At 69.9% G+C, this 17,219-nt stretch carries 18 protein-coding genes; 2 read left to right on the forward strand and 16 right to left on the reverse strand.

The features are described from left to right. Nucleotides 1–89: 89 nt before the first annotated feature. The 11 genes from CVH10_RS14295 to CVH10_RS14345 all read right to left on the reverse strand — a co-directional run bounded on the left by CVH10_RS14295 (nt 90) and on the right by CVH10_RS14345 (nt 10,964). Nucleotides 90–1,529 (reverse strand): aldehyde dehydrogenase family protein, encoded by a 1,440-nt coding sequence (locus CVH10_RS14295; protein WP_106489032.1) that lies wholly within the window; start codon nt 1,527–1,529, stop codon nt 90–92. Beyond that, a complete protein-coding gene (locus tag CVH10_RS14300) occupies nt 1,517–2,266 on the reverse strand; it encodes an ABC transporter permease (protein ID WP_106489033.1) in 750 nt (249 codons plus the stop codon). Before CVH10_RS14300 ends, CVH10_RS14295 begins: the two co-directional genes overlap by 13 nt. A gap of 1 nt (nt 2,267) precedes the next feature. Further along, complete coding sequence (locus CVH10_RS14305) at nt 2,268–2,981, reverse strand: ABC transporter permease (protein ID WP_035598240.1); 714 nt, start codon at nt 2,979–2,981, stop codon at nt 2,268–2,270. 79 nt (nt 2,982–3,060) lie between these two features. Continuing rightward, entirely contained in the window at nt 3,061–3,828 is a 768-nt protein-coding gene (locus tag CVH10_RS14310; protein WP_106489034.1) for a transporter substrate-binding domain-containing protein, read from the reverse strand. Nucleotides 3,829–3,874: 46 nt separating this feature from the next. Beyond that, nucleotides 3,875–4,678, reverse strand: a complete 804-nt coding sequence (locus tag CVH10_RS14315; protein WP_106489035.1) for an ABC transporter ATP-binding protein — start codon at nt 4,676–4,678, stop codon at nt 3,875–3,877. Between the two features lie 7 nt (nt 4,679–4,685). Then, nucleotides 4,686–5,879: a pyridoxal phosphate-dependent aminotransferase gene (locus CVH10_RS14320; protein WP_106489036.1), complete on the reverse strand. Its 1,194-nt coding sequence runs from the start codon at nt 5,877–5,879 to the stop codon at nt 4,686–4,688. A 20-nt stretch (nt 5,880–5,899) separates the two neighbouring features. Next, nucleotides 5,900–6,643 carry a class II aldolase/adducin family protein gene (locus CVH10_RS14325; RefSeq protein ID WP_106489037.1) on the reverse strand — a complete coding sequence of 248 codons (744 nt, stop codon included), beginning with the start codon at nt 6,641–6,643 and terminating at the stop codon, nt 5,900–5,902. After that, nucleotides 6,640–7,581, reverse strand: a complete 942-nt coding sequence (locus CVH10_RS14330; protein ID WP_106489038.1) for an ABC transporter substrate-binding protein — start codon at nt 7,579–7,581, stop codon at nt 6,640–6,642. The genes CVH10_RS14325 and CVH10_RS14330 overlap by 4 nt, the downstream gene beginning before the upstream one ends. Nucleotides 7,582–7,648: 67 nt before the next feature. Beyond that, the gene (locus CVH10_RS14335) at nt 7,649–9,244 is read right to left on the reverse strand and encodes a 5-guanidino-2-oxopentanoate decarboxylase (protein ID WP_106489039.1); all 1,596 of its coding nucleotides are present in this window, start codon (nt 9,242–9,244) and stop codon (nt 7,649–7,651) included. Further along, complete coding sequence (locus tag CVH10_RS14340) at nt 9,241–9,828, reverse strand: HD domain-containing protein (RefSeq protein WP_106489040.1); 588 nt, start codon at nt 9,826–9,828, stop codon at nt 9,241–9,243. Before CVH10_RS14340 ends, CVH10_RS14335 begins: the two co-directional genes overlap by 4 nt. Then, nucleotides 9,825–10,964, reverse strand: coding sequence for a TauD/TfdA family dioxygenase (locus CVH10_RS14345; RefSeq protein ID WP_106489041.1), 1,140 nt, complete (start codon nt 10,962–10,964; stop codon nt 9,825–9,827). Before CVH10_RS14345 ends, CVH10_RS14340 begins: the two co-directional genes overlap by 4 nt. A 128-nt stretch (nt 10,965–11,092) precedes the next feature. On the opposite strand from CVH10_RS14345, the gene CVH10_RS14350 reads away from it, so the two are divergent. Continuing rightward, entirely contained in the window at nt 11,093–12,145 is a 1,053-nt protein-coding gene (locus CVH10_RS14350) for a GlxA family transcriptional regulator (protein ID WP_106489042.1), read from the forward strand. 16 nt (nt 12,146–12,161) lie between these two features. On the opposite strand, the gene CVH10_RS14355 is transcribed toward CVH10_RS14350, so the two are convergent. From CVH10_RS14355 to CVH10_RS14365, 3 genes are all read right to left on the reverse strand, one after another. Next, nucleotides 12,162–13,388 (reverse strand): TauD/TfdA family dioxygenase, encoded by a 1,227-nt coding sequence (locus CVH10_RS14355; protein ID WP_106489043.1) that lies wholly within the window; start codon nt 13,386–13,388, stop codon nt 12,162–12,164. 112 nt (nt 13,389–13,500) lie between these two features. Further along, nucleotides 13,501–13,881 (reverse strand): Rieske 2Fe-2S domain-containing protein, encoded by a 381-nt coding sequence (locus CVH10_RS14360; RefSeq protein ID WP_035598269.1) that lies wholly within the window; start codon nt 13,879–13,881, stop codon nt 13,501–13,503. A gap of 102 nt (nt 13,882–13,983) precedes the next feature. Continuing rightward, complete coding sequence (locus tag CVH10_RS14365; RefSeq protein WP_035598271.1) at nt 13,984–14,937, reverse strand: GlxA family transcriptional regulator; 954 nt, start codon at nt 14,935–14,937, stop codon at nt 13,984–13,986. A 151-nt stretch (nt 14,938–15,088) separates the two neighbouring features. Between CVH10_RS14365 and CVH10_RS14370 the strand changes: the two genes are divergently transcribed. After that, complete coding sequence (locus tag CVH10_RS14370; RefSeq protein WP_035598274.1) at nt 15,089–16,051, forward strand: GlxA family transcriptional regulator; 963 nt, start codon at nt 15,089–15,091, stop codon at nt 16,049–16,051. A gap of 9 nt (nt 16,052–16,060) precedes the next feature. On the opposite strand, the gene CVH10_RS14375 is transcribed toward CVH10_RS14370, so the two are convergent. Next, nucleotides 16,061–16,735, reverse strand: coding sequence for a Fe2+-dependent dioxygenase (locus tag CVH10_RS14375; RefSeq protein WP_035598276.1), 675 nt, complete (start codon nt 16,733–16,735; stop codon nt 16,061–16,063). 126 nt (nt 16,736–16,861) lie between these two features. Next, a partial coding sequence (locus tag CVH10_RS25645) for a hypothetical protein (RefSeq protein WP_219924708.1) occupies nt 16,862–17,219 on the reverse strand: 358 nt, incomplete at its 5' end.

The following is a 17,219-nucleotide window of genomic DNA, read 5'->3' on the forward strand; positions in this document are numbered from 1 at the left end:
ACCCATCATGACGACGACGGGGCCGCCTTCTGGGCGGCCCCGTTGCGTTGCGGGAAGGGGAAACGACGGCGGATATGAACAGTCCGGGGTCAGCCCGGCCGGGTGACGTAGCGCGTCTCCAGATAGGCCTCGAGTCCCTCGCGGCCGAGCTCGCGACCGATGCCGCTGCCCTTCATGCCGCCCCAGCCGAGCCCGGGCGGGGCGATCTGGCCGGTGTTGCACCAGACGTTGCCGGCGACGAGGCGGGATGCCAGGGCCTCGGCTCGTGCATCGCTGCCGGCGACCACGCTGGCGGCGAGGCCGAAGGCGCTGTCGTTGGCCAGCGCCACCGCTTCATCGTCGTCGCGGAAGGTCCGCGCACACAGCACCGGCCCGAACACCTCCTCGCGCCACAGCCGGCTCGAGGTCGGCACGTTGCGGAACACCCGCGGGGCGACGAAATGGCCGTGGTCGGGCAGGGCGATCGGCGGGGCAGTGGGCGTCAGCTCCTCTTCCTCGGCCTCCGCCAGGTAGGCGTTCACTCGGCGGCGCTGGCCGGCGTTGACCAGCGGCCCCAGGGTGGTGGCCGGGTCGTGCGGATCGCCGGCGGTCAGCCCGGCGATGGCCGCGTCCAGCCGTTCGTGCAGGGCGTCGGCCACGCTCTCGTGGACCAGCAGGCGCGAGGTGGCCGAGCACATCTGGCCGGTGTTGTAGCAGAAACCGGCCAGCACCAGCTCCGCTGCCAGGTTGAGGTCGGCATCCTCGGTGACGAGAATCGGCGACTTGCCGCCGAGTTCCAGCGAGACGTTGCGGCTGCCCCGGGTCGCCGCGGCCATCACCGCCTCGCCGACCCGGTTGCTGCCGGTGAAGGACAGCTTGTCGATACCCGGGTGGGCGGCGATCGGCGCGCCGACGTTGCCGCCGTCGCCGTGCACCAGGTTGAGCACGCCGGGCGGCAGGTCGATGGCCTCGGCGATCTCGGCCAGTGCCTGCTCCGGCAAAGGGGTGACCTCGGAGGGCTTGAACACCACCGTGCAGCCAGCGGCCAGCGCCGGGGCCAGCTTCCAGGCGCTGCTGACCAGCGGGAAGTTCCAGGGCGTGATCAGTCCGGCCACGCCGGCCGGGTCCCGGTAGCGGCGCGATACCAGCCCCGCCTCGCCGGTGTCCACGGCCTCGCCCTGGCGCTCATCCAGCGAGCGGGCCTCGCCGGCGTAGTAGCGGTAGCAGGCGATGGCGTCGGCCAGATCCTGTTCGGCCTCGGCCAGCGGCTTGCCGTTGTTGCGGCTGGACAGCGCCGCGAGCTCGTCGCGGCGCGCCACCAGCGCCTCGGCCAGGGCATCCAGGCTGTCGCCGCGCGCGGCACCACCGAGAGCGCGCCAGCCGGCCAGGGCGCGCCGGGCCGCGCTCACCGCGGCGTCGACGTCCTGCGGCGAACCGGCGGTGACCTCGGCGATCACCGTCTCGTGGTAGGGGTCGCTGACCGGCAGGCGCCGGTGGCCGCGGCTTTCCACCCAGCGGCCGTCGATGAAGTGTTGGGTCAGTGCTTGCATGGGGCGTTCTCGACTCGGCGAAGGGGGAAGCGGCGGCGCGTCGGCTGCATGCCGGGGAAGTGGCGCTCGACCTGGCGCAGCACCAGGGTCAGCACCACCGTCATGGCCAGGTAGATGCCGGCGATCAGCATCAGCGGCTCGTAGACCAGGAAGGTCTCGTCGCGAATGATGTTGGCGGCCTGGAGCAGGTCCATCAGGGCGATGGTCGAGACCAGCGGCACCGACTTGAGCAGCAGGATCATCTCGCCGGTCAGGGTCGGCAGGCAGCGCTGGATGGCGCGCGGCAGCCACAGCCGGGCGAACACCTGGAAGGGCGTCATGCCGAAGGCGCGGCCGGCCTCGCGCTCGCCCAGGGGCACGCTGGCCAGGGCGCCGCGCAGCACCTCGCCGGAGTAGGCGCCGACGCTGAGGGTGAAGGTCAGGGCGCCGTAGAAGAAGGGATCGCGCAGCAGCGGCCAGATCATGCTGTCCTGCACGCCGGGAATGCCCTCCAGCAGCCGTCCCACGCCGTAGTAGAAGAAGAACAGCTGCACCAGCAGCGGCGTGCCGCGCATCATGACGGTGAAGCCCTTGGCCAGCACGGCCAGCGGGCGCGGGCCCTTGAGACGCGCCATGGCCACCGCCACGGCCAGCGCCAGGCCGCCCACGGCGGAGACGGCCAGCAGCCACAGGGTGTTGACGAAGCCCTCGATCAAGTATTCCTGATAGAAGGGGTCCTGGAGCCAGGAAAAGTCCATGTCAGGCCTCCTCGCCGGTCGGCTGGCCGCGGCGCACGCGCTGCTCGAGGCGCGTGAACAGCGCCGTGGAGCTCAGCGTCATGGCCAGGTAGATGACCCCGGCGGCGGCATAGAACAGGAAGTGCGCACGGGTGCTGGCGGCGGCCTGCTGGATGGTGAAGAACAGCTCGCTGAAGCCGATCACGCTGATCAGCGCGGTGTCCTTGATCAGGATCAGCCACAGGTTGGACATCCCGGGCAGGGCATGGGGCAGCATGGCCGGGACGACGATGCGGTGAAAGCGGTCCCAGGCGGAGAAGCCGAAGGCGTCGGCGGCCTCGAGCTGACCGCGGGGTATCGCCTGGATGGCGCCGCGCATCACCTCGGTCATGTAGGCGCCCTGGACGAAGGCCAGCACGCCCACGGCGGTGACGAAGCCGTTGATGGCGACCTGGCCGGGCAGCCCCATGGCGTTGGTCAGGGCGGTGAGCGCCTGGGAGCCGGCGTAGTAGAGCAGGATGATCAGCAACAGCTCGGGAACGGCCCGCACCGCGGTGGAGTAGGCCGTGGCCAGGCCGCGCAGCGGTGCCCAGGGGCTGAGCCGGGCGCTGGCGCCGATCAGCCCCAGCACCAGGCCGATGGCATAGGCCAGCACGGCGATCTCGAGGGTCGTGAGCGCACCCTGAAGGATCGGGCCGGCCCAGTCGAGCAGCCCCTCTTGGGAAACGTGGTTCATGGGGAAATCGTGTCCTTGATGAGACAGGGCGGGGCCGGCGGCCGTGAGGGCCGCCGGACGAGCGTCGTCGAGGAACGAATCAGGTGCAGATGTCGGTGTCGAAGTACTGTTCGGACAGGGCGCGGCAGGTGCCGTCCTCGCGCACCTTGGCGATGGCGGCGTTGAGGTCGGTCTCCAGGGTGTCGTCGTCCTGGCGGATGCCGATGCCGACGCCCTCGCCGTAGGCCTCGTGGCGCGGCGCGGTGGCCTTGATCTCGAAGCCCTCGGCCTCGTCGCGCTCGAGGAGTTCGGTCATGGCGATCTTGTCGGCCAGGATCACGTCCAGGCGGCCGGACAGCAGGTCGCGGTTGACCTGTTCGGCCTGATCGTAAAGGCGGATGTCGCCGACCTGGTCGCGCAGGGCGCGGCGGGCGTAGGTCGCGTTGGTGGTAGCGGCCTGTACGCCGAGCACCTTGCCGTCGAGGTCGTCCGGGCCGGCAAGCGTCAGGTCTTCGGCGGCCACGAAGGCGCCCGGGGTGAAGTAGTAGGGCTCGCTGAAGTCGATGACCCGCTGGCGGGCCGCGGTGATCGACATGGAGTTCATGATCATGTCGATACGCCCGGCCTTGAGCGAGGGGATGATGCCGCTCCAGCCGGTGGGCATGATCTCGCAGTCACGTTCCATGGCCTCGCAGATGGCCATGCCCAGCTCGACCTCGAAGCCGGTCCACTCGCCCTCGGAGGAGGTGTAGGTGAACGGCGGATAGGGCTCGGCGGAGATGCCGATCTTCAGCGGCTCGCCGGCCTGGGCGGTGGCGGACAGGCCGAGAGCGGCCGCGGCGGTCAGGGTCATCAGGGGACGGTTCATGCAGTTCTCCTTGGTATTGTCGTGTCGGAAGGGAAGGGGCGGACGGTCAGGCCGCCGGGGCGGTGAAGCGCCGGCAACGCGGGTCCTGGCTCTCCTCGAAGACCTGGCGCGGCGAGCCGGCCTCGCCGACGAAGCCGCGGTCGAGGAACACCACCTGGTCGGACACTTCGCGGGCGAAGGCCATCTCGTGGGTCACGAGCACCATGGTGCGACCCTCGGCGGCCAGGTCGCGGATCACGCCGAGCACCTCGCTGACGCGTTCCGGGTCGAGCGCCGAGGTGGGCTCGTCGAACAGCAGCAGGCGCGGCTCCATGGCCAGTGCCCGGGCAATCGCGACCCGCTGCTGCTGACCGCCGGACAGGAACCCCGGGTAGCCGTCGCGCTTGTCGGCCATGCCGACGCGCTCCAGGTAGTACTCGGCGCGCTCGATGGCCTGGCGTTTCGACAGGCCCTGCACGCGCATCGGCGCCTCCGTGACGTTGCCCAGCACCGTGAAGTGGGGCCAGAGATTGAACTGCTGGAAGACCATGCTGACCTTGGCGCGCAGCTGCTGCAGCTGGCGCCGGTCGAGGCCGACGATGTCGCCCTGGGGATTGCGGTCGAATCGAATCGTCTCATCCGCAATCGCCAGATCGCCCTGGTCGGGGCGTTCCAGCAGGTTGAGGCAGCGCAGCAGGGTGCTCTTGCCCGAGCCGCTGGCGCCGATGATCGAGGTGACGCTGCCCTCGGGAACCTCGAGAGACACGTCGCGCAGCACCTCGAGGTCGCCGTAGCGCTTGACGAGGTGTCGGGCCTCCACCGCCAGGCGGTGCGAGGCGTCAGTGGAAGGAGTTTGTAGCGATGACGTCATAGGCGACTCATTCGATGGTGGAAAGGGTGCCGGCACGGGCCTGCTCGGCGACGCGCGCCAGGCGGCGGCAGGCGTCGTCGAGACGGGCCGCGTCGACGGTGAGGCTCAGGCGCACGAAACCGGCGGCGGAGGGGCCGAAGGCCTCGCCGGACAGCACCGAGACGCCCTGCTCGTCGAGCAGGCGGTCGGCGAAGGCCTGGGACGACAGCCCGGTGGCACGGATATCGATCATCAGGAACATGCCGGCGGCGGGCGTGATGACCTTCACCGAGGGACAGTCGCTGAGCGCAGCGACCACCGCGTCGCGCCGGCCGCGGTAGGTCTCGCGCATGGCGTCGAGCTCGGGCAGGGGGGCACTCAGGGCGTCGCGGGCGGCGTTCTGGATGAAGTCCGGGCAGCCGTAGAGCATGCACAGCGCGAGGTGGCTCAGATGCTCGATCAGGGGTTCCGGGCCCAGCACCCAGCCCAGCCGCCAGCCGGTCATGGCATGGGACTTGGAGAGGCTGTCGATCACCACGGTGCGCTCGGCCATGTCGGGCAGGCTCGCGGCGCAGACGTGATCGCCCTCGAAGATCAGCTCGGCGTAGACCTCGTCGGAGATCAGCCACAGGTCGTGGCGCCGGCACAGCGCGGCGATGTCGGCCCAGGCCGCGGCATCGATGAGCTGGCCAGTGGGATTATGGGGACTGTTGAGCAGGATCGCCTTGGTGCGCGGGGTGATGGCCGCCTCCAGGTCGGCCACGTCCAGGCGGAAGCCGGCGTCGCCGCGCAGCGGGATATGCACCATGCGCGCGCCGGTGGACTGCAGCACCGCCTCGTAGGTGACGTAGCTCGGCTCGGGGACGATCACCTCGTCGTCCGGATCGAGCAGGCACTGGGCGGCGGCGTAGAGACCGCACTGGGCGCCGGCGACCACGATCAGGTGCTCCGGTGTGACGTCCATGCCGCGCTTGCGGTAGCGCTCGGCGATGGCCTCGCGCAGGGCCAGCTTGCCCTGCACGTCGGGGTAGTGGGTGGCACCGGCGCGCAGGCTGGCTACGGCGCCCTCGACGATCGGCGCCGGGGTGTCGAAGTCCGGGTCGCCCACCGACAGCACGGTGATGTCCTCGCCGGCGGCCCGGCGGGCCAGGGCGCGGTTGTGGATGTCCCAGGCGGCGGCGCCCTCACCGGCGATCCGCTGGGTCAGTCGGGAATAACGCATCGTTGTCTCGCTCTGTCGTGTCAGCGGGTCGTTTGAGCCTGGAGGGCGTCACCGGTCAGGCGGCGCCGTTCGGCCTGCCAGGCCCGGTCGGTGCCGCCGGGACTCTCGGCCCAGGCCTCGTACTGGCGGGCGACGTGCTCGGCCATGGCCGGCGATGCCTCGAGCAGCGGCCGGCCGGTGGCCTGGGCGGCCAGCTGGGCCTGGCAGCTGCGCTCGAGATCGCGCATGCGCAGGAAGGCCTCACCGACGCTTGTGCCGCAGGTCAGCAGGCCGTGCTGGCGCAGGATCATCGCCGAGTGAGGGCCCAGGTCGGTGGCCAGGCGCTCGCGCTCGTCGAGATCCAGGGCGATGCCCTCGTAGTCGTGGTAGGCGAGCCGCTCGTGGAACTGCAGCGCCCACTGATTCAGCGGCAGCAGTCCCTCGGCGAGGCTCGATACCGCGACCCCGGCCACGGTGTGGGTGTGCAGCACGCAGGCCACCTCGGGACGGGCCGCGTGCAGGGCGCTGTGGATGGTGAAACCGGCCGGATTGATGCCGAAGCCGGTGGGGTCGTCGAGCACCTCGCCGTCGGCATTCACGATCACCAGGTTGTCCTCGCGGACCTCCTCGAAGCGCAGCCCGAAGGCATTGAGCAGGAAGCGCTCGCCCGGCAGGCGCGCGGAGATGTGGGTGGAGATGCCGTCGTCCATGCCGTCCAGGGCGATCAGCCGATAGGCGGCCGCCAGGTCGCGGCGGATCTCGCGCTCGTTCTGGTCGGTGTTCACAGGCTGCCCTCCACGGCGCTCAGGGCATCCTCGCCGTCGCGGGTGGTGACGCCTTCGAGGAAGCTGGCCACGCGCTGGGGATGGGCGACCAGCCATTCATGGGCGACGTCCTCGAGCTCCCGTTCCTTGAGGCTGTATTCGAGGATGAATTCGCTCTGCTCGTCGGCGGAGAGTTCGAATTGATCGAGCAGCCGGGTCAGGTTGGGATTGGCCTCGGCATAGTCCTTGGCGACGATGGTCTTGACGTCGCTGCGGCCGCCGTCGGCGCCGAAGATGTTCGCCGAGTCGTCGAGGATGCGGGCGTCGTATTCGGGCACCATCCAGTGCGGGGTCCAGCCGTAGAACAGGATCCAGCGCTCCTGCTCGACGGCGCCGTTCACCTCGCTGAGCATGCCCGGGGTCGATGAGGCCATCAGCTTCCAGTCTTCGAGCCCATGGGTGTTGCTGTCGATGGCGCCCTCGATCATGTCGGTGACCGTGGAGCCGCTCTCGATGCTGTAGATGGTGCGCTCTAAGCGTTCGGCGACTTCCGGGTCGGCGAGCTGTTCGGCACGGGTGATGCCGGCCTGGTAGACGTAGTCGGGTACCGCGAAGCCCATGCGGGCACCGTTGACGTTGTTGCCCAGGTCGACGATGGCGTCGGCCTCCATGGCGGCGTCGTAGCTCTCCTGCTGGGCGGGCATCCAGCCGGCCAGGAAGGCATCGCTGTCGCCGCTCTGCAGGGTGCTGTAGCCCACCGTCGAGCTGATTTCCAGGGTCTCGGTGGTGTAGCCCAGCGGTTCGATGAGCTGGGCCATGATCTCGCTCTTCACGGTCACGCCGGGCCAGGGCGGCACGACCAGGCGCAGGCGATCGTCGCGGTCGGCGGCCAGTGCCGGGCCGGCCAGGGTCAGGCCGGCGATCAGGCTCAGCGTCAGGGTCTTGGTATGCGTCTTCATTCCTGGACGTCTCCTTGTGGCGTGGGCCGGTGTCCGCCGGCCACGAGGTGAGAGTTTTCCCAAGCGGTCAGAGCGATGCCGACCAGGCGGTGGCATCGACCTCGATGATCAGCGGGCTTTCCGCCTCGCAGAGCCGGCCCAGGGCGTCGTGCAGGCTCGCCGGGTCGGTGACGCCGGCATGGCGGCAGTCGTAGGCCTCGGCCAGGGCGCGGAAGTCCGGGGCGGCCAGGTCGACGCCGAGATGCGGCACCTCGCTCATCGACATGTAGCGGCGGATCTCGTCATAGCCGTCGTTGTTCCAGATCACCAGCGCCACCGGCCGGCCCAGGTCGCGGGCAGTGCCGAGTTCGCCGAGCACGAACTGCAGGCCGCCGTCGCCGACCAGGGCGACCACCGGCTGGTCGGGCCTGGCCACGGCAGCGCCCAGGGCGGCGGGCAGGCCGTAGCCGAGGGTGCCGAAGCCGGTGGCGGCGTTGAACCAGCGCCTCGGCGCCGGCATCGCGGCCAGGAAGTTACCGGCGTAGACCGGGCCGGTGGAATCGCCGGCCACGATCGCCTCGGGCAACGCCTCGCGCAGGGTGGCGTAGAGCGGTACATAGGGGGCGAGCTCCGGGTCCGCGCCCAGCGCCAGGGCCTCGCGCACGGCCTCGGCGCGAGCGGCCCCGTCTCGGTCCGCGGCATCCGGCAGGACATCGAGCAGCCCGCGCATCGCCTGGCCGGCCTCGGCGAGCAGGGCGAGATCCGCGGTCTGGTTGCGGCCCAGCTGCTGCGGATCGATGTCGATGCGGATCAGCCGACCGCCGAGCCGGAAGCCCCCGTCGAACACCAGGTCGTAGTCGGTCTCGCCGAGTTCGGTGCCGATTGCCAGCACCACGTCGGCTTCCGCGGCCAGTCGGCGTGCCGCGGGCAGGCTCTGGGTGGCGCCGAGATCGAGCGGATGGTCGCGGCCGAGCACGCCCTTGGCGTTGATGGTGGTGAAGGCCGGTGCATCGAGGCGATCGACCAGGGTCCGGGCGAGCTCCGGCACGGCGGTGGTACCGCCGCCGAGCAGCACCAGCGGGCGCCTGGCCTCGACCAGCCAGTCTCCGGCCCTGGCCAGTGCCGCGGGGGCCGGCGCCGGCGGAAACACCGAGGTCGGTGTGGCCACGGTATCGGGGGCCGGCGCGGTCATCACGTCGAGGGGAATCTCGATGTGGACCGGGCCCGGTCGGGCGCTCGCGAACACCGCAAAGGCCCGGGCCAGCACTTCGGGCAGCGCCGCCGGGTCATGCAGGGTGTGGCTGAACACGCTGACGCCGGCGAGGGTCTCGCCCTGGTGCGGCATCTCGTGCAGCCGGCCCTGGCCGCGGCCCAGGGTGGCGCGCTGGTTGACGCTGGAGATCACCAGCATCGGCACCGAGTCGGCCAGGGCCTGGCCCATGGCGGTGGCGATATTGGTCATGCCGGGGCCTGAGATGATGAAGCAGGCCGCGGGCTGACCGCTGGCACGGGCGTAGCCGTCGGCCATGAAGCCGGCGCCCTGTTCGTGGCGCGGGGTGACGTGGCTCAGGCCACTGTCGCCGAGGGCACGATACAGCTCGATGGTATGCACGCCGGGGATGCCGAAGGCGGTGTCGACGCCGTGGGCCTCGAGCAGGGCGATGAGGTGCTGGGCACAGTTCATGAACGGAGTTCCTCCTCGACGATGGGCGGCAGACCGCCGAAGGGCGCGCGCGTCAGCACCCGTTCCACCATCGGCACGAAGTGCTCGAGCGGCAGGGTGTCGTAGTCGGGGTCGAAGCTGGCCTGATCCCAGTCGTCACAGAAGCGCACCGTGCGCTCATAGGCCGGATGGTCCCTGAACTGTTCCCGGGCGTGGCGATCCAGGCCGAAGTAGTGGCGGTAGTGATAGCCCTGGAAGAGCTCGTGATGACGGATCATCCAGGCGTTGAGCGGATCGATGAACGGCTCGAGGATGCCCGCGGCGATCTCGGCGTGGTTGGCCGGAGCCAGGTCGTCGCCGATGTCGTGCAGCAGGGCGCAGACCACCATTTCCTCATCGGCGCCGGCTCGCAGGGCGCGGGTGGCGGTCTGTAGGCAGTGTTCGAAGCGATCCACGGGATAGCCGTGGGTGTCGCCGGCCAGGCGGTGAAGGTGTTCGAGCACGCGGCGGGGGGCGTCGTTGACGTAGTCGCGGAAGCGGTCGTCGATCAGCGCCCATTCGTCGCGGTTGGCCTCGCCGAAGTGGCGGAAACGGGCCTGGTTCATGCGACCTCCTCGGGGGTGGTGATGTCGGTCAACTGGTGGCGCAGGGTCAGCCGGCGGCTGGCGGTGCTGTCGCGATCGACGTAGCCCTGGCGCAGGTGGCGCACGCCGCCGGCCAGTTCAAAGGCGCGGCGGCCGTGGAACAGGCGGTAGTTATCCATGATCAGCATCTGGCCCGGGTCCAGCTTGAGGTGCACGGTGAGCTCATCGGAGGTGATCAGCGCATAGAAGGCGTGACGTGCGGCGTAGTAGCGCTCGAGCTCATCGGCCGGCAGGGCGTCGACCTGCTCGGTGCGGTTGTTGAAGCGCACGCGGCTCACCCGACCCTGGCTGTCCAGCTCGATCAGCGGACCCTCGCTCTCCAGCCAGGTGCTCTCGTCGCGATAGCGGAAGCGCGGGGACACCCGGGTCAGGCAGTCGAAGGCCGCCGGGTCGCGTTCGCGCAGGACCTGGGCGGCGCGGTAGCCATCGACCAGGGTGTTGTCACCCCCGTCGGCAGCGTTGGTCAGGCAGTGCAGCCAGATATAGCCGGGGATCGGATCGCGGTAGGGGTTGTCGGTGTGCGGCTCCAGGCCGCGCTGGGTCATGGTCAGGTCATAGGCGTTGGCCACCGACTTGACGTCGGCGATGCCGCCCCAGTTGGTGCGACGCAGCGGGCCGATGCGGTCGATCAGCGCCTGCATGCCGTGTTCGTCCGCAGGCACGCCGGACACCAGGGCGACGCCATAGCGGTGCAGGCCCTCGAGCATCTCGAGCAGGGCGGCATCGTCGGCGACGGCGGCGGCGAAGTCGGCTCGGGGCGGGCCAGACAGCTCGGCGTCCCACAGGGTGCGGCCCGGCACGATAGCGCTCGGCCCGGTGTCATCGGCAACCACGGCGGCGAGCGGAAAACGCGTCGCATGACCGTCGCTGAAGCGCAGGGCCAGGGCGTCGCCGTCGCATTCGGCGTGCAGCAGGGTGAGGTCGAGCGGCAGCTCGGCGGCCTCGATCAGTCGCTGGCCGGTGCCCGGATCCAGGGTCTCGGCGTCGGGCGAGCGCTCCCGCAGCCACATGGCCGCGAGCTCGCGAGAACGTCCGTCGAGGTCGAGGATCAGGCGCTTGCCGTCGTCGGACAGCGCTACCTTGGCGCTTGAGGTCATGGCGATGAATCTCCGGGTGATCAGGGCTTGAGCGGTCGTGGTCAGCGGCGCCGGTGACGTGACACCCCTGTACCCTAACGTCGGTTCAGCGGTAGTATTTGATAAAATTCGCCATAAGGTTGACGATTTTGGACGTAGGCGAGGAGGTTTCCGCCGTCTGGCCCTACCCGCGGCCGGATTCACCGCCACTGCTGTCGCCGGAGCAGGCCGAGCAGACGCTGGACGTCTGGCTGTTGCCCAAGTTCTCGATGCTGACGCTGTTCTGCATGCTCGAGCCGCTGCGGGTGGCCAATCGCTTCGGGCGGGAACTGTTCGCCTGGCGGCTGCGCTCGGTGGATGGCGAGGGCGTGGTCGCCAGCAATGGCGTGTGTATCGAGGTGGATGGCCGGCTGGCCGACGCGCCGGACGATGCCCACCTGATGGTGGTGTCGTCCTACGAGGCGGAGGCCACGGTGATGGCCCAGGACCGTGCGGTGCTGCGCCGGATCGCGGCGCATGGCGGCTGGCTGGGTGGGCTGGACACGGCGCCCTTCATCCTGGCGCGGGCCGGAGTGCTGGAGGGACATCGCGTGGCCATGCACTGGGAGAGCGTACCGGCTTTCCGGCGCGAGTTTCCTGCTCTCAGGATCAGTCGGCGGCGCTTCTCATCGGATGCGACGCGCCAGACCGGCGCCGGCGGCACTACCGGGATCGACATGATGCTGGATCGCATCGCCCGGGATTACGGGCCGGCGCTGGCCGATGCAGTGAGCCGTCAGCTGGTCCATGACCGCCACGATGCCTCGAGCGGTGCAGACGGCGGGGAGGGCGAGGATGGAGACGCGATCGGCGAGGTGACGCCATCACACTACGCGAACCTGCCGCGTAGCGTGGTGAAGAGTCTGGCGGTGATGGAAGCCAACCTGGCCAAGGCACTGCCCATCCCCGAGATCTGCCGCCTGGCGGGTCAGTCCCAGCGGCAGCTGTCGCGGCTGTTTCTGGCGCATTTCGGCGAGACGCCCAAGCAGTGCTACCTGGGGATGCGGCTCGACCGGGCGCAGCGATTGCTCTCGGCCAGCCACGCCACGGTCACCGAGGCCGCCCTGGCCAACGGTTTCAGCCACCTTGCGCACTTCTCCCGGGCCTATCGGGCACGTTTCGGGGAAGCGCCCAGGGACACGGCGGCCCGAGGTCCCGGTTAGGGAGACGAGGCCCGGGTCAGGCCTCGACGCCGATGCGCCGCTGCCGGCGGGCGCGCTGCACCATGCGATAGCGCGAGCGGATCTCGTCGCGCTCCATGTAGCAGCCCTGCAGCCAGCGATGGCCGGTGCTGCCCTCGAAGGCGTCGCGGGCGTGCAGCAGGCGGCGGTTGTCGAAGATCACCAGGTCGCCGGGCGCGTAGGTGAAGCGAATGGCGAAGGCCGGGTCGCGCAGCAGCCTCTGCAGCGCCATCAGCGCCTCGTAGGCCGGCTCCACGTCCTCGAAGGCGGTCTGCAGCGGGCCGCGCAGGAAGTCGGCGATGCGTACCTCGAGCAGCTCGCCGCGGGCGTCGAGGCGGATCATCGGCTCGAACCACACATGGTCGGTGGTCCTGGCGGTGTTGGCGTAGCACCAGCGCACCCGGGTCAGGGTCTCCCAGGCGTCGGGATCGCGCTCGCGCAGTGCCTCGGCCACCGCGAAGCCGTCGAGCATCACCGCCTGGCCGCCCTCCACGCTGTTTTCCAGGCAGTGCAGCATCTGCAGGCCCGGATGGTACTCGCGGGTCGGCAGGTCGGTGTGGGGCGGCAGGGCGATGGAGGTGTAGGCGTTGGAGTCCGGGTCCGGCTTGGCCTTGACGTTGAACAGGCCGCCGAAATTGGTATCGCGGATCGGGCCGATGCGATGGGCGATGGCCTCCAGCGAGCCGGGGTCGGTGGGCAGGCCGCGCAGTCGTACCAGGCCCTTGCCGAGCACGCTCTCGAGCGCCGGGGCGAGGATCCCCTCCTCGGCCTCGCTGGCGGGGGCGGTGTCGAGCAGGCCGCTGGCGTCGAGGGTGTCGGGGCCGGCATCGGGGCCGCCGTGCCAGAGGGTCACCGGGACCAGCGGCGCCTCGGGATCGCCGGCGTTGTCGTAGTCGTGGGCGCGCAGCCAGCCCGGGTGGAAGCGCAGGCGGCGGTCCTCGGGGGCGAAGGTCACGCACAGCGCGCCGGCGGCATCGATCTCGGCGCCTTCGATCTCCGGCCAGGCCGGCAGGGCCGAGAGGTCCAGGATGCGCTCGCGGGTCGCGGGATTGACGGTGGTCTCGTCGGCGGCGTTCTCGCGCAGCCAGATGCCGTGATAGCGGCTGACGCGGCCGTCGCTCCAGCGCACCGTGACCAGGCGCGCGGTGAAGGAGACGGCATCGAGGTCGGCGTCGATCGGCCAGGCGTCGTAGTCGGGGGTGAGGGGCAGTGCGGTGTCGGTCATGGGGGATCTCCCGAGCGATGGATGTTGCGGCTCAGGATGCCAGCGCAGTCCCGTGGGCTAGCGTCATGATTCGACGCCGACTGTGCACGATTCGACAGCTAGGCGAGGCGTTCTACGAAACGTTGCCGATGACCAGCCAGTCGTCCTCCACATGCACCGGTACCGGGTCCAGGGCGCAGCCCATTCCCAGACCGCCCACGCCCTCGCCGGTGCGGGTGGCGAAGGCGGCGTCGTGGTTGGTGCAGCGCAGCGTCTCGCCGTCGTCGCTGAGCAGCCGCTGGCCGCGCTGGTCGAGGGGCAGGTACTGGTGCGGGCAGGCGTTGACATAGGCGACCAGGGCAGCATCGGCGAGGCGCACCACCAGCAGCGGAAAGCGGCCGCGCTCGCTCTCCACGGTCAGGCTCAGGTGTCCGTGCTCGGGCAGATCGACGGCGGGTGCGACGCGGGTGCCGAAGGGTGGGGCGCTGCGGTACTGCTGCCAGGCATCGGTCATGGGGAAGGCTCCTCGTCTCTCGGGTCATTTGGTTTCAAGTGAAACCGTCGAGGCGTCTGCCTGTCAACGCGCCCGAGGTCGTGGGAGTTCGGTCATCGGGACTCAGTGTCGCTGTCGAAGCTCGCTGGGCGTCATGCCATGCCGTTGGCGGAAGGCGCGGGTGAAGCTGGAGGCGGAGGCGAAGCCGCAGGCCAGGGCGACATCCATCACCGTGTGCCGGGTCTCCTGCAGCAGGCGTCGGGCATGGTCCAGACGGCGGGCCAGGTAGGCTCGCTGCGGCGATGTGCCCAGATGACGGGCGAACAGCCGATCCAGCCGCCGCCAGGAGAGGTCGAGCTCCTCGGCCAGTCGGCGAATCTCCAACGGGGACTCCAGGTTGGCGTCCATCAGGGCGAGGGCGCGGTGGAGTGTCGGATCCTCGGGGGCGGCAGGGTCACGCTGTCGGCTGGCCGGGCCGCGGCCCTGGTCGTGCACCAGCTGGTCGCGGACCCGCTCGGCCAGCTCGCGGCCGTGGCGTCGCCGGATCAGATCGAGGCTCATGTCGATGGACGAGCTGCCGCCGGCGCAGGAGAAGCCCTCCGGCGTCACCTCGTAGAGCGACTCCACCGCGTCGATGCCGGGAAAGCGGGCACGGAACTCGGGCAGCGATTCCCAGTGCAGCGTCACCGTCTGGTCGTCGAGCAGGCCGGCGGCGGCCAGCACGAAGCAGCCTGTGTCCATGCCGCCCAGCCGGCAGCCCGCCGCGGCGCGCTTGCGCAGCCAGTCGACCAGCGTCTGGTCGATGGTGGCTTCCGGCTCGAAGCTGGCGCACACCGCCAGGCTGGGCGCGAGCGGGGCCTCGTCCAGGGCGTGATCGACCGCCAGGGTCATGCCGTTGGAGGCGACCACCGGCTCTCCGTCGCGGCCGATCAGCCGCCACTCGAACAGCGTCTCGCCCTGGATGCGATTGGCGATGCGCAGCGGTTCGATCGCCGAGAAGAACGCCACCATGGCGAAGCGCGGCAGCAGCAGGAAGTCGATCCGCTCCGGGGCGGGGACGTCGGGCGTCAGTCTCATGGGCCTCGTGGCGGCAGCGGGGTAGGGGACATCACGATTGTAGGGCCGGCGCCCGGGGATGCAATGTCGAGCGGTGACCGCCCGGCAGGCTTGTTCCTTCACCTGGGGCCGGTCATCATGTCGGCCCTTTCCTTGCCGTACATCCGCTGCCATGCGCCTCGACTATGCCGGCCCGCTGCCCGAGCCGATCGGGTTCCTCCTGCTGCCCCGTTTCTCGATGATGGCCTTCTTCTCGGCCGTGGAGCCGCTGCGCATCGCCAACCGCATCAGCGGTCGGCCGCTGTTCGAGTGGACGCTGATCAGCGAGGACGGCGGCCCGGTCACGGCTTCCAACGGCATGACGCTGCTGGCCGATCAGGACATCGAGGCGCGTTATCATCCCGCGTCGCTGGCGGTCTGCAGCGGTTTCGATCCCGAGCGTTACCTGAGCCGTGGGCTGATGCGCTGGCTGCATCGCCTCGATGGCGCCGGCTGCGCATTGGGCGGGCTCGACACCGGCGGTTTCCTGCTGGCCGCGGCGGGGCTGCTGGAGGGAGAGCGTGTGACCCTGCACTGGGAGAGCCTGCCGGCCTTCCGCGAGCGCTTCCCGGCCATCGAGACCTCCGACGAACTGTTCGAGCTGGGCGAGCGGCGCTTCTCCTGTGCCGGAGGGGCGGCGGCCATGGACATGGCGCTGGACGTGATCGCCCGGCGTCACGGGCAGCGGCTGGCGGTCGACGTGTCCGAACAGCTGATTCACGAGCGCATGCGCACCCGTCACGACTCGCAGCGCATGACCCAGGCGCGACGCCTGGCCACGCACAGCCCGCGGCTGGCGGAGGCCGTCGAACTGATGGAGCGCCATCTGGAAACGCCGCTGACGCTGGAGGACGTGGCGAGGCGCAGCGGCGTCTCGCTACGACAGCTGCAGCGGCTGTTCGAGCGCGAGCTGGGACGCTCGCCCCGTGACTGGTACCTGGCGCTGCGCCTGGCCCGGGCGCGTCAGCTGCTGGAGGAAACGGACCTCGAGGTGCTCGGCGTGGCCCTGGCCTGCGGCTTCACCTCGAGTTCCAGCTTCTCGCGGGCCTTTCGCCAGCACTTCGGCGCCTCGCCGCGGGAGGTGCGGCGAGGCTGAGGCGGTCGACTACACCTCCGCCCACATTCTCAGCAGGTTCGCCAGGCTCTTGGACAGCATGTCGAAGGTCCGGGTCTTGCCGTTGGCGTCGAACTCCTGGCGGCGAGTGGTATCCAGGTCGAAGAGGATCTCGCGCTGCTGCGGGTCGCGGACCTGGCTCTGGGCCCAGCCCACCGCGGCAAGGCGCTCGCCGCGGGTGACCGGTTCGACGCGATGCAGGGTCGAGGAGGGATAGAGGATCAGTCCGCCGGCCGGCAGCTTGTAGGTCTGCTCGCCGGCGGTGGTGTCCATCAGCAGCTCGCCGCCGTCATAGCTGTCCGGATCGTTGAGGAACAGCGTGAACGACAGATCGGTGCGCATGGCGCCCTGGGGCGTGGCCATCACCGCATCATCGACGTGGTTGCCGTAGGACATGCCCGGCTGGTAGCGGCTGAACATCAGCGGCTTGATGCGCTTCGGGCGGGCGGCCATCTGGAACAGCGAATGGGCCTGGAGAACTCTGGCGATCTCCTGGCGCAGCTCGGCGATGTCGGGACGACGTCCGTCGGCCTGTTCGTTCTGCTTGACCGTGCGCGCGTGCCAGCCGGCGGTCTCGCGTCCGTCGCGGAATTCGCTGCCGGCCAGCGTGGTGCGCACGCGGGACAGCAGCTCGGAAGGGATGGCCTGGTCGATGCAGAGGATCACGGTCGCTGCTCCGGGAGCTGAGGATGTGTCGCGGATTATAAACGACTGTGAATCGTTTGCATTACACTTCCCGAGGTAGCACCCTATGGCCGCTTGAGTCGGCCTCAGGGCCGCGTGTCCCGGCAATCACAACATCAAAAGGAAGCGTCCATGTCTCACTCTACTCGAACCAAGCTCTGGGTCGGCGTTGGTACCACCGTCCTGCTGGGGGCCGGCACCGCCAGCGGGGCGGAGCCCGATGCTTCGGCGGCGTTCACCCAAGGCCCCGACCAGCCGATGCTGGCACACGCCGACCATGGCGATGAAGGCGGAGAAGGTGGCGAATACGGCCATCACGGCGGCGAAGGTGGCGAGGGTGGTGAATCCGGCCATCACGGCGGTGAAGGCGGCGAGGGTGGCGAATCCGGCCATCACGGCGGCGAAGGTGGCGAGGGTGGTGAATCCGGCCATCACGGCGGTGAAGGCGGCGAGGGTGGTGAATCCG

The organism is Halomonas sp. ND22Bw (assembly GCF_003011945.1).
Classification (GTDB): Bacteria; Pseudomonadota; Gammaproteobacteria; order Pseudomonadales; family Halomonadaceae; genus Halomonas; species Halomonas halophila.

What these genes read in the sequence shown, in the direction of transcription:
- CVH10_RS14295 (WP_106489032.1), bottom strand. Translation starts at nt 1,529, where the DNA reads ATGCAAGCACTGACCCAACACTTCATCGACGGCCGCTGGGTGGAAAGC.
- CVH10_RS14300 (WP_106489033.1), bottom strand. Translation starts at nt 2,266, where the DNA reads ATGGACTTTTCCTGGCTCCAGGACCCCTTCTATCAGGAATACTTGATC.
- CVH10_RS14305 (WP_035598240.1), bottom strand. Translation starts at nt 2,981, where the DNA reads ATGAACCACGTTTCCCAAGAGGGGCTGCTCGACTGGGCCGGCCCGATC.
- CVH10_RS14310 (WP_106489034.1), bottom strand. Translation starts at nt 3,828, where the DNA reads ATGAACCGTCCCCTGATGACCCTGACCGCCGCGGCCGCTCTCGGCCTG.
- CVH10_RS14315 (WP_106489035.1), bottom strand. Translation starts at nt 4,678, where the DNA reads ATGACGTCATCGCTACAAACTCCTTCCACTGACGCCTCGCACCGCCTG.
- CVH10_RS14320 (WP_106489036.1), bottom strand. Translation starts at nt 5,879, where the DNA reads ATGCGTTATTCCCGACTGACCCAGCGGATCGCCGGTGAGGGCGCCGCC.
- CVH10_RS14330 (WP_106489038.1), bottom strand. Translation starts at nt 7,581, where the DNA reads ATGAAGACGCATACCAAGACCCTGACGCTGAGCCTGATCGCCGGCCTG.
- CVH10_RS14335 (WP_106489039.1), bottom strand. Translation starts at nt 9,244, where the DNA reads ATGAACTGTGCCCAGCACCTCATCGCCCTGCTCGAGGCCCACGGCGTC.
- CVH10_RS14340 (WP_106489040.1), bottom strand. Translation starts at nt 9,828, where the DNA reads ATGAACCAGGCCCGTTTCCGCCACTTCGGCGAGGCCAACCGCGACGAA.
- CVH10_RS14345 (WP_106489041.1), bottom strand. Translation starts at nt 10,964, where the DNA reads ATGACCTCAAGCGCCAAGGTAGCGCTGTCCGACGACGGCAAGCGCCTG.
- CVH10_RS14355 (WP_106489043.1), bottom strand. Translation starts at nt 13,388, where the DNA reads ATGACCGACACCGCACTGCCCCTCACCCCCGACTACGACGCCTGGCCG.
- CVH10_RS14360 (WP_035598269.1), bottom strand. Translation starts at nt 13,881, where the DNA reads ATGACCGATGCCTGGCAGCAGTACCGCAGCGCCCCACCCTTCGGCACC.
- CVH10_RS14365 (WP_035598271.1), bottom strand. Translation starts at nt 14,937, where the DNA reads ATGAGACTGACGCCCGACGTCCCCGCCCCGGAGCGGATCGACTTCCTG.
- CVH10_RS14370 (WP_035598274.1), top strand. Translation starts at nt 15,089, where the DNA reads ATGCGCCTCGACTATGCCGGCCCGCTGCCCGAGCCGATCGGGTTCCTC.